This window comes from Mucilaginibacter sabulilitoris, assembly GCF_034262375.1.
Lineage (GTDB): Bacteria > Bacteroidota > Bacteroidia > Sphingobacteriales > Sphingobacteriaceae > Mucilaginibacter > Mucilaginibacter sabulilitoris.
In genome coordinates, this window is record NZ_CP139558.1 from 3967314 (window position 1) to 3982479 (window position 15166).

Genomic DNA, 15166 nt, shown 5'->3' on the forward strand with positions numbered 1-15166 from the left:
AAAGCAAGGACAATTAAATTTTAACTATTGCCTACAAACCCATGAAAAATATTTTAATATTTTATTTTGCCCATATTATCAACTGTTTTTTGTGTGTTTGACAGTTATTAATATCTATAATTTTAGTAGATATTATTGTATCCAATAATGCATGGTCTTTTAATAACTTCCCCGTCCTGACAGGATCATGGAAGCAAGCTGCCTATCCCGGTTATAAATATCTTTGCGGAAGTTAAGTTTATTGGCCCTGTCGGTAAATGCCGTGAAATAAGCTATAAAAACGGGAGTTTTTTGTTTGAGGGTAATTTGTTGTTCTTTGCCAAGGTGCATGGCCTTGCTGATACGGGCAGTAGTCCAGGTGGTATCGTATTTAAGCAAAAACGATGCGAGTTTGGCGGGTTCGCCAACACGGATACAGCCGTGACTAAATGCCCGTGACGATTCGCCGAATAATGATTTTGAAGGCGTATCATGTAAATAAATGCTATAACTATTCGGAAACAGGAATTTAACCAGCCCTAAAGAATTTGCAGGACCGGGTTTCTGCTTAATCACCGGCAGGCCATTTAGTTTGCCCGTAATGATCATATTATGTCGACTAATATAATTGGGGTTGCGTTTTATTTCCGGTAATACCTCATTACGGATAATGCTTTCGGGTAAGTTCCAGTATGGGCTGAAAACAACGTATTGCATTAGGCCATAAAAAATAACAGTTTGATGCACCTTTTGGCCAACCACCACATTGCAGCTCCATAATAAGCTATCGGCATGATAAACATGTAGTTTAAACTCAGGAATGTTAACCGCAAGATAATCGGTGTTAAGACTTACCGGTAGCCATCTGCACCGTTCCATGTTCACTATTATCTGTTGTATACGAGCTTTTAATGATACGTTTAATTCGGCAATAGTACCCGGGCCAGCAACCCCATCGGCAGTTAGGCCATGCCTGAGCTGAAACTGCTTAAACGCCTCTTTCAATTCATTATCGTAAACATTGTTCAAAGTATCGCCTTTAAAATCATCCAGTTTATAAAGGCGTTTTTTTATTAATGATATTACCACTGATGAATCACCGGGTTTTAATTTTTTATCGGTAATAATGGGTACCCATTTTTCTGTGGCATCAAGTTGACGATATCTGGCCAGAAATCTTTTTAGCAGATCATATTGTCTGTAAACCGGTTCAGAAAGGGTGCCATCTGGTTTCGCTGGTTTCTTTAACAAGCTGTCCAGATAATCATTGTATGATACCTTTTTGCGGGGCAGGTACCAGTTTACTGCACGTGTAACAGAATCACTCATGCCCTGAAAAGCAAATTTCGAGAAAACAAAATATTGAGCTGTAAGCATTAGCTCAGTGGTAATATTGGTTTTAGCTTGTGTTGTTTTAGGGTGAGCGTCAAAGATGAGTGAATCTAACGTTTTGGGATAGGGGATAGCCTTATATATCCCTTCGTTTTGAAGGTTTGTCAGCCTGTCTGAAAGGTTACCGGCCTGTTCAATCAACACGTTATTAGCATACCAGGCGTACGCGAATTTACGCTTGCTGTAAAATAGGTTAATGTCATTAGCGTAGGCATTAAATGCAGGATATTTTTTCAGGAAAGCAGCAATCTGCGAACTGTCGAAAACAGCCTTTGTTTGGTCGCTGAAGTTACCTGGAATGGTTTTACTCCACTCTTTAGTTATTTTCTTTTTTACAGAATCGGCTTTTGATAGCTGGTTATATTTCTTCTCTTGCTTACAGCTAAATAGCGTTAAAATACATACAATTAGTAATAATGCATATTGTTTGTTTAGCCCGTTTAACATGTTGTGTTTTTTTGTGGGAAAGATAAGAAACAAAAAAATAAAAAATATTTTATAAAATATATACTAAATATATAGACTTTATAGTATATTTGATTTTTATAACATTCAAACTATGTCAGGAAGCAATTTTTACGCTAACAATCTCATTCTTTTAAATCATGCCAATGATAAAAAGATGATGGTCATGTGTTGCTGTTGTTGAGTTATTTAATCAACAAATCCTTGTGCATTTTCAAATTTTACTGACCTCTTTATTCAATATTTTTTATGGGCATTTCTTTGATCAATCAATCAAATATATCAACAGCTGGTAGGCTGATGCCTCATTATCATGTAATTTATGGACTATGCCGTTGTTGCAACTGATAGCAAATCACCGAGTCAATAAAATCATTATTCCACTAAATTTTTCATTCTGTAAAACATGTTAATCGCAAATAATAAATATCCGTTTTTTGATCTGTCAGAAATTGTTGCTGAAACCGACCTGCCGTTTAAAGCATATCAGCCTTTAAAACCGGTTAAACCTGGTAATTACATCCCCGAACTTAAATTATATAATAACTACAGCCGCTGGCAACAATTTTTTAATGGTGCCGAAACGCATGGCCCCATTACTTTAAGGCATTTGTTAAATAAACCATTGGTTATCGCCTTTTATTCGCATCATTGGCGTGAGCAAGGCTTTGAGTTATTAAAACAGCTTAACAATATCCACAATGAAATAAAAGCCAGTGGTGGAAACCTGCTTATTATTACCGATGAACGTACTGATGAGCTGGAAACAAGAGCCTGGGAAAACAGTTTGACCCTGAATTTTTACCATGATGAAGATAAGGAAATAGCACGCACACTCAGGATATACTCAGAAAATGATCCGGTTTGGAACAGGTTTTCGGGTATTGATGTGAATGTGCCACTTTTAGCTACTTATATTATCAATCCGTCAAAGCAGATTGTCTACAGTCACATCGACTGGGACCTTTTAGGCAATTTTACTACCGACGACATTATTTCATCAGTTTATGAGGCGGCCTTGATTGGTGGTACTAAAAAGTCGGCATAATCACCTTAATTTAGGGCTTTAATATCTGCAACTAAATGAAGCTCGAAAAGCGGGATTATGACGCAATAGTAGTTGGCTCCGGACCAAATGGCCTGGCCGCGGCAATCTTAATGCAACAAAACGGCTTGTCGGTATTGTTGCTGGAAGGCAAGAGCCTGGTAGGCGGGGGGATGCGCAGCGCCGAACTTACCCTACCCGGTTATCTGCATGATGTGTGTTCAGCTGTACATCCGTTGGCAGCAGCTTCACCATTTTTTGAAACCTTGCCCCTTGCACAGCACGGGCTCGAATATTTATACCCCGAAATAGCAGCCGCCCACCCGTTTGATGATGGTACGGCTGCTATTCTTACAAAATCGGTTGTCGAAACAGCGCGGTTACTTGGTGCCGATGAAAAGGCATATCTGAAGTTGTTGGGACCGGTTGTTAAAAATTGGCCGCAGATGGCGCCGGATATTTTAGCCCCACTGCATTTTCCAAAGCACCCTTTAGCCATGGCCCGGTTTGGGCTTGATGCGCTTACGCCGGCCACCTTTCTTAGTAAACGATTTAGAACCCAGGCGGCAAAAGGACTGTTGGCGGGTATGGCGGCACACGCAATACAGCCATTAAGCAATATAGCAACATCGGCTATCGCGCTGGTATTGATGTCGCAGGGGCATTTAAAGGGATGGCCTGTTCCAAAGGGTGGGTCGATGCAAATTGGGACGGCATTGGCTTCTTATTTTACCTCTATTGGGGGCAAGATTGTAACTGATTATTATGTAGAGTCGTTAAATCAGCTGCCATCTGCACATACAGTGTTATTTGATGTTACCCCGAAGCAACTGCTAAAAATAGCAGGACATAAATTTTCCTCTGTATATAAATGGCAATTGGAACGCTACCGCTATGGCATGGGGGTGTTTAAGGTTGACTGGGCTTTAGATGCTCCGATACCTTTTAAGGCGGAAAGCGCCAGGCAAGCCGGAACCGTACATCTTGGCAATACTCTTGAAGAAATAGCTTACGGCGAACAGCAGATATGGCACGGAAAACATTCCGAAAAACCTTATGTACTACTGGCGCAGCAAAGCCTGCTCGATCCGTCGCGGGCGCCGGAAGGCAAGCATACGGGATGGGCGTATTGTCATGTACCCAATGGCTCCGAAAGGGATATGACCGGCATTATTGAGCGGCAGGTTGAACGGTTTGCGCCGGGTTTTAAGGATACTATACTGGCAAGGCATACTTTTAATACCGCCCAGTTTGAAGAGTACAATCCTAACTATATTGGGGGCGATATTAATGGTGGGGTTATTGATATAGGCCAGTTATTCACTCGCCCGGTATTGCGCTGGTCGCCTTATAAAACATCCGCTAAAGGGCTTTACATCTGTTCTTCGTCAACGCCGCCAGGAGGCGGGGTGCATGGCATGTGCGGTTATCATGCGGCCAAAAAAGCTTTAAGCGATATCTTCAACATCAAAGTAAATTCATTGTAATTTAGACTTGCAAATTTAGACTTACGAAGTTTTTAAAACTTCGTAAGTCTTTACCAGAACGGCTTAATTCAATTCAAGTGTTACAACCGATTTGGCAGGAAGTGTTACTACCAGTTTGTCACCATCCTTTTTAGCTCCCGTAAAATTACTCAGATGTATTTTGTCAGGATCCTGAAACGTATTGATATTGGTAACGTTGGCAGAAGTAAGTATCTGGCCACTTACATTAGTCCATTTAATATCGCTAAAACCAGTAGTGATGGTAATTGGCTTATGAATGTCAAGATTAACCAATGAGATGTGTACTTTTCCGGCAGCATCCTGCGAGGCAGAAGCATTTACCGCTGGGATCTTTTTTCCATCAACCTCGTAATCCGGGGCATCTAATTTTATTGGCAGGTATTTAGCATCCTGGTGCACTTTGTACATATCAAATATGTAGTAAGTAGGGGTAAGTACCATTTTTTCTTTATCTGTTAAAATAAGCGACTGCAGCACGTTAATGGTTTGTGCCAGCGCTGCCATTTTAACCCTGTCGCTGTGGTTATTAAATATGTTGAGTGTTGTTGCAGCAATCAGCGCATCGCGAAGACTGTTTTGCTGATATAAAAAACCGGGATTGGTGCCTGGTTCCGGATCAGTCCACACGCCCCACTCATCAACCACAAGCGCAACGTGTTTTTCCGGATCATACTTATCCATAATGGCCGAATGTTTGGTAACCAGCTCTTCCATTTTAAGGCAGTTAACCATAGTGTTAAAATATTCGCCTTCTGTAAATGCGGTTGCCGAGCCTTTTTTGCCCCAACTCCCGGTAGGTATGGTATAATAATGCAGCGACAGGCCATACATCATGTGTGCCGGAATGTTTTTCATGCAAACCTCGGTCCAGTTATAATCATCAGCATTGGGGCCGCTGGCTATCTTTTTAAGCTTAGCCCCAGGATAATCTTTAGCGAATGAGGCATAGCGTTTAAACTGATCTGCATAGAATTGAGGCGTCATGTTACCACCGCAGCCCCAGCTTTCATTTCCTACTCCCCAAAACGAAACTTTATATGGTTCCGGGTGCCCATTTTTTACTCTCTCTTTTACAACGGTGCTGGTACTGTTCGAGTTCAGGTATTCAATCCATTTCGACATTTCGTCAACAGTGCCGCTGCCTACATTGCCGGCTACGTAAGGCTCACATTTTAATAAACTGCAAAGTTCCAGAAATTCGTGCGTTCCAAAGCTGTTATCTTCAGTTACACCACCCCAGTTAGTATTAACCATACGTGGGCGTTGCGCGGCAGGTCCAATGCCATCTCGCCAATGGTATTCATCGGCAAAGCATCCGCCTGGCCAGCGCAGGTTAGGGATCTTTATTTTCTTCAAAGCCTCAACCACATCAAGCCTGATGCGGTCTTGTTTTTTCACTGGCAGGCTCTTGTCAACCCAAAAGCCGCCATAAATGCCGTGGCCCAGGTGTTCTGCAAATTGCCCGTAAATGTGTTTGCTAATAGTTGTTTTTGAATCTCCGCTGATGTTTAGCGTACCTGTTTGGCCAAAGCCCCGCATTGTGATAACGCACAGCGCCAACGCCCCCAGGCAGGTGAGTGTTTTCTTCTTCATTGATTTAATTTCTGATTTGGTTTTGTAAATAAAAGCAAAAAATTTAATAAGTGTATAAACAACAAATATTTTTTTTGAAAATTTGGCTTAATTATCAGTTTTTATTTTGTGTGTATTATACAATTAATTAATCTGTATTAATGAGGTTTCTTAATTAACATGTTTAAATATGCTGTAAAGTTGCTGTTATTATAATCGGCAGCGCCGGTATACTGGTATACCAATCTGCCGGCATTATCAAATACCAATGTGGTTGGTATGGTGCCGTCCATTATATTTCCGGGCACATCACTTGCCAGGGTGTACATGGGTAAATTGTAATTGTGTTTTTGCATAAAGCCATTGGCCTTGCTATAATCATTATCAACGTCAACAATCATAAAAACCACATTAGGGTTGTTTTTAAACTGTGCGTACAATTTATTGATAGATGGCATTTCGGCAATGCAGGGCGGGCACCAGGTAGCCCAAAAGTTAACAAATATCACCTTGCCCTTAAGATCTGTCGTATTAACCATTTTACCGTGTGTGTCTTTAAAACTGATATTAAACGGGTCGGCAATAGGCTTTTTTGAAGCAGGAACAGGGATATCGGGCCGAAAGAAACCGATATTCATAAGGGCTCTGATCAGGGAGCTTTTCGCCGCGGGGTTAATCAGCATGATTAAAATAATAACCATCATTAACGTATATAATATATTACCGGCGGTTATTTTCCTTTTCATTATTATAAAATATCAAATCAGTAGGGAGGTTTCACATTGCAAACCGTTATAAAATTATGCAAATTAGTTATTTCGCATTTTTTTATTTGTTTTCATCAATTGTATCAATATATTTACGATAAAATTATACCCTGTCAATTATTCTTTTGGTGAAAAAGCTTATCGCTATACTATTATTAAATGTACACCTGTTCAACCTGGGCGGCTACAATTTGGTATTTAAGTATTTAATTCACCGGTCAGAAGTGCAGATCGTAAAACAGATCTACGAAAATAAGGTTGATGCCACAAAGCTTGTTGAAATAAAAATTCCGGTGAGCCTGCCAGGCATTCACGACTGGAACGATTATGTGGTTGATCACGGCCAATTGCAGTTAAAGGGAGTTTATTATAACTATTTAAGATATAAGGTTACGCGGGATACAATGTCGTTCATTTGTATTGCCAATAGCGTTAAAACCCGTTTAGTTTCGGCCAATTTAATTATTGCCAAAGAGTTTAGCGATGTTCCCCTGGACAAAAAGGGGCACGAAGCACCGCAGAAAAAAGTGAATTTTGTTGGTGAGTATAATTTCCAAACCATGCATTACCAATTTTTAGCTTTTTCTACTATTTTAAAAGCCAAAGTATACCCTATAAGCTACCATTTAAATTCTCCGTTTATAGAGTCTCCGGGCAAGCCGCCTAATTTTACCTGCTAATTATATAATCTGTAAATTATGATGTTGAATTGCCTTGTGCACCTTTAATTGGGCTGCCGAGTGTATTTGATAAAAATTAATATAGTTGTTGACGTTGCTCCACAATTGTTAAATCATCATAGTTTATCATTTTATACCTCCGCAATCTTTTTTTATTGCTGATTAATTATTTGAAATCTCGCTTAAAAGCGCTTTAAATAATGACACTTCAGCCTGTTTTTAAATTATTTATTTGCTAATATCCTAATTCATTTATGATGAAATTTTCATTGCTGTATATTTACAGATGTTGTATAATTATAGCTTGTTGCCTCACATTTTCGCAGTTTGCAGATGCGCAAACGGATGCCGACGCATTAATGATCCCTAAAAATTATTTTTGTGCAGCTGGCATTTACTCCCACAGCAGTTGGGACCATTACTGGGAAGGAACCTTTAAGCGCGATAACCCTAACCTTGGTACCGTAAGCACAACTACTTATAGTGCTGGTGGTACCTATGGGTTATCAAACCGTATCAACTTAACATTGATGGTTCCATATGTTAAAACCCATGCAACTGCTGGAACTTTAAGAGGTGAGCAAAATTTCCAGGATCTTAGCGCTGTTATTAAATGGATGGCTATTAAAGAAGAAATCGGCTCCGGGTTATTTAGTGTACATGCTATTTTATCCGGCTCAATCCCTTTATCAAATTATCAGGCCGACTTTTTACCTCTATCAATAGGGTTACATAGTAAAAATGTTGCTTTACGTGGGTTACTAAACTATCAAACAGGCAGATTTTTTGTAGCAGGAGCAGGGCAGTATATACGCCGCAGTAATATCACCATTGATCGTAATTCGTACTACACTACCGAAATGCATTATACTGATGAGGTTGAAATGCCAAATGTTACCAACTTTTTTGTAAGCTCGGGCTATCGCAGTTTAAAATTCAATGCCGAAGCTGTTTTAACTAAGGTTACAACACTTGGCGGTTTCGATATCCGGAAAAATGACATGCCTTTCCCGAGTAATAAAATGAATTATACAGCGGCCGGGCTGATATTAAAATATAGCTTTCAGTCAATTAGTGGTTTGGAATTTACCGCCGGCGGCAACTATGTTTTAAATGGCCGCAACGTTGGACAAACAAGAAACTTTTACGGTGGTGTTTACTATGTTTTCAGCACAAAAAAAGAGAAATAAACAGGTTGACTATTTAACGATAAACGAGATGAAAAAACCATTACTTTATATAATTCCAACAATTTTTTTAGGTGTTGTCACGTTGGCTTCATCATGTAAAAAAGATATTGTTGACCGTACATCACAATACCCCGCATTGGCGCCGGCCAATCTTGACCTGAATGCCGATACCTGGAAACCGGTATTGGTTACAGATTTCAGTGTTCTCAACGTGGCTGCGCCGGACGCTGTTACTTCACCAGCCTATATTGCCGATATCAATGAGATCAAAGGATTACAGCGTAATTTATCTGCCGATCAGAAGGCCATTATAAAATACTGGAGCGCCGGGGCGGTATTACGCTGGAACGAAATATTACGCACGCTGGTTGCTAAACATAATGTGCCTCCTTACCAAAACCCGGATGGCACTTATCCGGCGCCAAACGCAGCCAATCCCTTTAATTATCCTGAATTTCCGTTTTCAAACCCGCCTTACGCTGCACGGGCTTATGCCTATGTAAGCGCCGCGCAATATGACGCGCTGGTTGCCGCCTGGCATTTTAAAAACCTGTATAAACGTACAGCCCCTTATAAAAACGATTCCGGGGTTCAGGCACTGGTTCCGGCATCTGAACTGCCATCATATCCAAGTGAAGATGCTGTTGCTGCCGGCGCTGCTGTAGAGATAATGAAGCTGTTGTTCCCGGCAGATGGTGCTTATATTCAGCAAAAAGCCGACGAAGAAAAACAGTACCGCATTATGGCTGGCGCTAATACCAGGGCCGAACTTAACGCAGGCGAATCTTTAGGCAAACAGGTTGCTGTTATATTTGCTAACCGCGCCCGTAATGACCGCGCCGGTAAAGCAGGAGGCTCACCAGATATATGGAAAAGCTTTGAAACAATGGCCACTGCCAAAGGCGAGCAATTCTGGGTTAGCCTGGAAACTCCTAAAAGGCCTCCGATGCTCCCCTTGTTTTCAAAGGTTCTACCTTTTTTGTTTGATACGCTTACAGTAGCTGCCATAAGACCGCCTGCGCCTTATGCTACCAACTCGCCTGAGTTTAAAAAAGAAACAGAAGAAGTTTTGTCATTTAGTAAAGACAGGTCACGTGCACATGAAGACCAGGTGGCATTTTGGGCAGATGGTGCCGGTACCTACACTCCAACAGGGCACTGGAATGCCATTGCCGCCGATGAATTTGTAAAACAAAAATACAGTGAGGTGCGCTGGGCCCGTAACTTTGCGTTATTAAATATGGCGCAAATGGACGCAGCGATAGTTTGCTGGGACACAAAATATTTTTATTTTAACCAGCGCCCTTCGCAGGCAAATCCGTTAATTAAAACCTTAACCGGGGTGCCAAATTTTCCGGCATATACATCTGGGCACTCTAATTTTAGCGGATCTGCTGCAACGGTGCTAAGTTATCTGCTACCAGATAGGGGCCCGAAATTTACCAATTTAGCAAATGACGCTTCCATGTCAAGGTTGTATGGGGGGATACATTATCGCAGCGATTGTCAGGTTGGTTTGCTGACCGGTGGCAAAGTTGGCCAATATGCGGTACAAAGGGGCAAAACAGATGGTGCCGATAAATAAGAATACAAATAAAATAGAATACGATGTTACGTTTGACTGTTGACCAAAAGATTTATTACACCCTGCGACTTGCCTGTGCTATGTGCTTTATAGGCCATGGAGCATTTGGTATCATCACCAAACAAATATGGTGTAACTATTTCGCGGTGGCGGGTATTGGTCGCGATGAAGCCTACACATTGATGCCTTTTGTAGGTACAATTGATATTTTAATGGGCATATCCATACTTGTTTACCCAACACGCGCCATCGCGGGCTGGCTGATCATATGGGGAATGGTAACAGCGTCTTTCCGCCCCTTATCCGGCGAACCTTTCGCAGAGTTTATTGAACGCGCGGGCAATTTTGGCGCCCCATTGGTACTTATACTGATACAGGGTGGTTTTAAAATTCCGCTTAAACAATGGTTTGCACGTATGGATGACCATGTAGTTGTAAACGCAGCTACATTAAAAACAGCTGTTGGGGCTTTAAGGATACTGGCGTTTTTACTGCTGCTGGGGCATGGATGGCTTAATTTTATTGAAAAGGCCGGGCTTGTAAATCAATATCATGCACTCGGCTTTAATGATCCCGGGAAAACAGCACAGATAGTGGGAGTACTGGAAACAGCAGCCGCTTTTTCTATCCTGATACGCCCGTTTAAAAATTTAATACTCGTGTTGGCTATCTGGAAAATAACAAGCGAACTGTTTTATCCGCACTATGAAATGTTTGAATGGATAGAGCGCGGTGGCAGCTATGGTGTGCTGCTTGCTTTGTGGCTCGCTGTAAAAAAGGCACCGGCCGGATTTATAACATTCCCTTTTAGAAATTCACATAATTTGAGAGTTAGTTGATTAATACATAAAAATCCTGTATGAGAGCAGGTTGAAGTCAGGCTGAAAAATGCCTGACTTTATTAAACTTATTTACACAACATAAAAACAATTTAAACCAAACAATAAATGAAACTTTTTATAAAATTTCTTTTCATAACAACCTTCTACTTATTAATCACTTATACTAACGTAAACGCACAGGGATGCGTGGCTATCAAGAGCAACGGCCCACTAAGTAACATGGAACACCCAATGCAGGATTCCAGCAGTAAAGGCTGGCAGTTAACCATAGGGTACCGGTATTTCAAATCATTTCGCCATTTTAAAGGCACTGATGAACAAAAACAGCGACTGGTAATTGGCAACGAAGTTATCAACCACCAAAGCACTATTGATTTGGGTATAACCAAAATTTTTAATCAGTACTGGTCGGTATCACTTGGTGTGCCATACCTTATCAATACCCGTTCGTCCTTATACGAACATGGAGGTAAAGAAAGACACAGTTCCTATTCGCACGGTATTGGCGATATGCGCATAGTTGCCAACAGGTGGTTATTTAACAGCCATACCGCTACAAGAGGTAATATACAAGTAGGTTTGGGTGTTAAACTGCCTACAGGTAACGACAATTACATGTCGAAGTTTTATAACGTAACTCCAGAAATGCGTCCGGTTGATCAGTCAATACAATTGGGCGATGGAGGCCTGGGTATTATTGCCGAAGCAAACGGGTTTTTAAACTTCAGCAGCAGTTTCAGTGGCTATACCAATTTGTATTACATGGCCAATCCGCGCAACACAAACGGTACCCGCACTTATCGTGAAGTATTAAGCGCCGCATTAGCCAACGAAGCTATATCAAGCGTGCCCGATCAGTACCTGGCACGAATTGGGGTGAATTACACATTTAGCGGTGCACTCAACGCGCTTACCTTATCGGCCGGCGGCAGGATAGAAGGTATCCCTGTACATGACCTTATAGGCAAGAGCAGTGCTTTCCGTCGCCCGGGATATATTATATCAGCTGAACCTTCATTGAATTACAGCTTAAAAAGGGTAAACATTTTTGCCAATGTGCCAATTGCCCTGAAACGTAACCGCACACAAAGTGTAACTGATAAAGAAAACAGCATTAAAACAGGAACTTATGTTATTGGCGACGCCGCTTTTGCCGATTACTCTATAAATATTGGTGCTTCTTTTAAATTTTAGAAATACAAATGGTTGATTAATTTAAAGCCGGGAGTGAGATCCCCGGCTTTTTTTGTTGCTATTTGTTAGTTAATCTTTATAATTTTACCGGTATGAACACTCCCGAAGAAAACTTTGCAGCGCTGGGTTTAAACCTGCCGCCCGCACCAAAGCCGCTTGGCGTTTATAAACCATGTTTAGTTGATGGCAAGTACCTTTATTTATCGGGCCACGGGCCGGTGCAGGATGATGCCTCTTTAATTATAGGTCGCATTGGCGATACCGTTAGTCAGGAAGATGGCAAGTTAGCCGCCCGTCAGGTTGCTTTAACCATGCTGGCTACTATTAAAGCAAATATTGGCAGCTTTAATAAGGTAAAAAGGGTAATCAAAGTGCTGGGTATGGTTAACTGCACACCCGATTTTGAAAAACATCCCTTCATTATTAACGGTGCCAGTGAACTTTTTGCCAAAATATGGGGCGAAGAAAATGGCATAGGCGTACGTAGCGCCGTAGGCATGGGCTCATTGCCTGATAATATCCCGGTTGAAATAGAAGCTCTGTTTGAATTAGAATAAGTTAGTTTTAGGAGTTTTGAGTGATGAGTTTTGATAGTTTACAGAAAACCGTCAGATAAATTTGTCACTCAAAACTCATCACTCAAAACTTACAACCCACCCACCAAATGAACTGGTTTACAATTGATGATATTGAAAAGCTGGACACCCCTGCACTGGTAGTTTATCCGGATAGGGTAAAGGCTAACATCGATATGCTTGTTGGCATGATAGACGATGTTGCCCGTTTGCGTCCGCATGTCAAAACTTATAAAAATAAAGAAGTTACTTTATTGCTGCTTGCTGCAGGTATTCATAAGTTTAAATGCGCTACCATTGCCGAGGCCGAATTGCTGGCTATGTGTAAAGCGCCGGATGTATTGCTGGCCTATCAGCCGGTTGGCCCTAAACTTTACCGGTTTATCAAATTAATACATACTTATCCCGATAGCAAATTTTCATGCCTGGTTGATAATGCCGTTGCGGCCAAAGAAATATCAGATGAGGCAAAAAGATATAAAGTAAATATTAACGTTTACCTCGATCTTAACGTGGGTATGAACCGCACAGGTATCAAAGCCGGTTTTGAAGCTCTGCAGCTGTATATGGACTGTGATGTATTGCCGGGAATACATCCGGTAGGCCTTCACGCTTATGACGGCCATATCCATGATGTTGATCTTGATGTACGCGAGGAGCGGTGCAATGACAGTTTTGCCCCTGTATTAAAATTACAACGGGACGTGAAGCAAAAGGGTTATCCTGAACCTATCATTGTGGCAGGTGGATCGCCTACCTTCCCAATTCATGCGCAGCGTGCCGATGTGGAATGCAGCCCAGGGACCTTTGTTTACTGGGATAAAGGTTATCAGCTCGGTATGCCCGAGCAGCCTTTTTTACCTGCCGCTTTGGTAATTACCCGTGTAATATCATTGCCCGGTTCAACCAAACTGTGTTTGGATGTTGGTCATAAATCCATATCTGCCGAGAACGAACTCGCCAAACGGATATATTTCTTAAACGCGCCCGAACTCAAACCAATTGCACAAAGCGAAGAACATCTGGTGGTGGACGCCGGTGAGAATCACACCTATCAAATAGGTGATGTTTTATACGGCATTCCGCATCATGTATGCCCAACGGTAGCTTTATATGAACGAGCTTACGTGGTTGAAAATAATGTACTTAACAGCGAGTGGCTTAATACAGCCCGCGACCGCAAAATAACTATCTGATATGTTTATAATAGATGCCCATTTAGATTTAAGCATGAATGCGCTGGAGTGGAACCGTGACCTTACACGCCCGCTTGCCGAAATTAACCAGCGCGAGGAAGGCCTTACCGATAAGCCGGATCGCGCCAAAGCCGTGGTTTCCTTATCGGAGTTGCGCAAGGGTAATATAGGTTTGGTTGTAGCTACTCAAATTGGGCGTTATGTAGCGCCTGATAACCCGTTGCCGGGCTGGCATTCGCCCGAGCAGGCCTGGGCGCAAACCCAGGGACAGGTAGCCTGGTACAAAGCCATGGAAGATGCCGGTGAAATGGTACAGGTAACCGACCTGCCATCACTGGAACAGCATCTTAAGCTTTGGAGTGATGGGCAATCCGCAGAAAATAAGCCTGTAGCCTATATTTTAAGCCTGGAGGGCGCCGATTCTATAGTCACCGTTCAGCATTTGGAACGTGCTTACAATTATGGTCTGCGTGCTGTTGGCCCCGCGCACTACGGGCCCGGCAGATACGCCCAGGGCACTGATGCCACAGGTTATATGGGCTCTAAAGGTCATGAATTACTAAAGGAAATGGAACGGCTCAATATTATTCTGGATGCTACCCATTTATGTGATGATAGCTTTTGGGAGGCTTTGGATCACTTTAACGGGCATGTTTGGGCAAGTCATAATAATTGCCGTGCGTTGGTAAACCACAACAGACAGTACAGCGACGAAATGATAAAGGCCCTGATTGACCGTGATGCGGTTATAGGTGCGGCGCTTGATGCCTGGATGATGGTACCAAACTGGGTGAGAGGGCAGTCGACGCCTAAAGGTATGAACTGTAACCTGGAAGTGATGGTTGATCATATAGACCATATTTGCCAGATAGCCGGTAACGCCCTGCACGTGGGCATGGGATCTGACCTCGACGGCGCCTTTGGCCGCGAGCAGTGCCCTTATGACCTGGAAACCATTGCCGATCTTCAAAAAGTACCCGATCTGCTAAAAAAACGCGGCTATACCGATCAGGATATTGAAAATATGATGCACGGAAACTGGCTGCGGTTTTTAAGAAAAGCCTGGGCTTAAGCTAAATACCAAAAGTGTCATTGCGACCGCAGTGTAGCAATCGCGAACTTTACAGAGCGAATAGACATAGTGCGCGATTGCTTCGTCGTTCCTTCTCGCAATGA

13 protein-coding genes are annotated in these 15166 nt (G+C 42.1%); 10 read left to right on the plus strand and 3 right to left on the minus strand.

Annotated elements, in window-relative coordinates:
• Nucleotides 1-159: 159 nt before the first annotated feature.
• Nucleotides 160-1818, minus strand: a complete 1659-nt coding sequence (locus SNE25_RS17135) for a L,D-transpeptidase family protein (RefSeq protein ID WP_321560215.1) — start codon at nt 1816-1818, stop codon at nt 160-162.
• A 424-nt stretch (nt 1819-2242) separates the two neighbouring features.
• Here SNE25_RS17135 and SNE25_RS17140 point away from each other — a divergent pair, with 424 nt between their 5' ends.
• Nucleotides 2243-2884 carry a redoxin domain-containing protein gene (locus tag SNE25_RS17140; RefSeq protein WP_321560216.1) on the plus strand — a complete coding sequence of 214 codons (642 nt, stop codon included), beginning with the start codon at nt 2243-2245 and terminating at the stop codon, nt 2882-2884.
• 35 nt (nt 2885-2919) lie between these two features.
• Entirely contained in the window at nt 2920-4368 is a 1449-nt protein-coding gene (locus tag SNE25_RS17145) for a phytoene desaturase family protein (protein ID WP_321560217.1), read from the plus strand.
• Between the two features lie 63 nt (nt 4369-4431).
• Here the strand turns inward: SNE25_RS17145 and SNE25_RS17150 are convergent, their stop codons facing one another.
• Entirely contained in the window at nt 4432-5982 is a 1551-nt protein-coding gene (locus SNE25_RS17150; RefSeq protein WP_321560218.1) for an alpha-N-arabinofuranosidase, read from the minus strand.
• Nucleotides 5983-6119: 137 nt separating this feature from the next.
• Entirely contained in the window at nt 6120-6707 is a 588-nt protein-coding gene (locus SNE25_RS17155) for a TlpA family protein disulfide reductase (protein ID WP_321560219.1), read from the minus strand.
• A gap of 149 nt (nt 6708-6856) precedes the next feature.
• Between SNE25_RS17155 and SNE25_RS17160 the strand changes: the two genes are divergently transcribed.
• The 8 genes from SNE25_RS17160 to SNE25_RS17195 all read left to right on the plus strand — a co-directional run bounded on the left by SNE25_RS17160 (nt 6857) and on the right by SNE25_RS17195 (nt 15062).
• Nucleotides 6857-7408, plus strand: coding sequence for a hypothetical protein (locus SNE25_RS17160; protein ID WP_321560220.1), 552 nt, complete (start codon nt 6857-6859; stop codon nt 7406-7408).
• Nucleotides 7409-7662: 254 nt separating this feature from the next.
• Nucleotides 7663-8598, plus strand: a complete 936-nt coding sequence (locus SNE25_RS17165; protein WP_321560221.1) for a hypothetical protein — start codon at nt 7663-7665, stop codon at nt 8596-8598.
• A 28-nt stretch (nt 8599-8626) separates the two neighbouring features.
• Nucleotides 8627-10183 carry a phosphatase PAP2 family protein gene (locus tag SNE25_RS17170; protein ID WP_321560222.1) on the plus strand — a complete coding sequence of 519 codons (1557 nt, stop codon included), beginning with the start codon at nt 8627-8629 and terminating at the stop codon, nt 10181-10183.
• Between the two features lie 23 nt (nt 10184-10206).
• Nucleotides 10207-11022, plus strand: a complete 816-nt coding sequence (locus SNE25_RS17175; RefSeq protein ID WP_321560223.1) for a hypothetical protein — start codon at nt 10207-10209, stop codon at nt 11020-11022.
• A gap of 108 nt (nt 11023-11130) precedes the next feature.
• A complete protein-coding gene (locus SNE25_RS17180; RefSeq protein WP_321560224.1) occupies nt 11131-12219 on the plus strand; it encodes a hypothetical protein in 1089 nt (362 codons plus the stop codon).
• 92 nt (nt 12220-12311) lie between these two features.
• Nucleotides 12312-12776 (plus strand): RidA family protein, encoded by a 465-nt coding sequence (locus SNE25_RS17185; RefSeq protein WP_321560225.1) that lies wholly within the window; start codon nt 12312-12314, stop codon nt 12774-12776.
• 107 nt (nt 12777-12883) lie between these two features.
• Nucleotides 12884-13990: a D-TA family PLP-dependent enzyme gene (locus SNE25_RS17190; protein ID WP_321560226.1), complete on the plus strand. Its 1107-nt coding sequence runs from the start codon at nt 12884-12886 to the stop codon at nt 13988-13990.
• A gap of 1 nt (nt 13991) precedes the next feature.
• Nucleotides 13992-15062 carry a dipeptidase gene (locus tag SNE25_RS17195; protein ID WP_321560227.1) on the plus strand — a complete coding sequence of 357 codons (1071 nt, stop codon included), beginning with the start codon at nt 13992-13994 and terminating at the stop codon, nt 15060-15062.
• Nucleotides 15063-15166 lie beyond the last annotated feature (104 nt).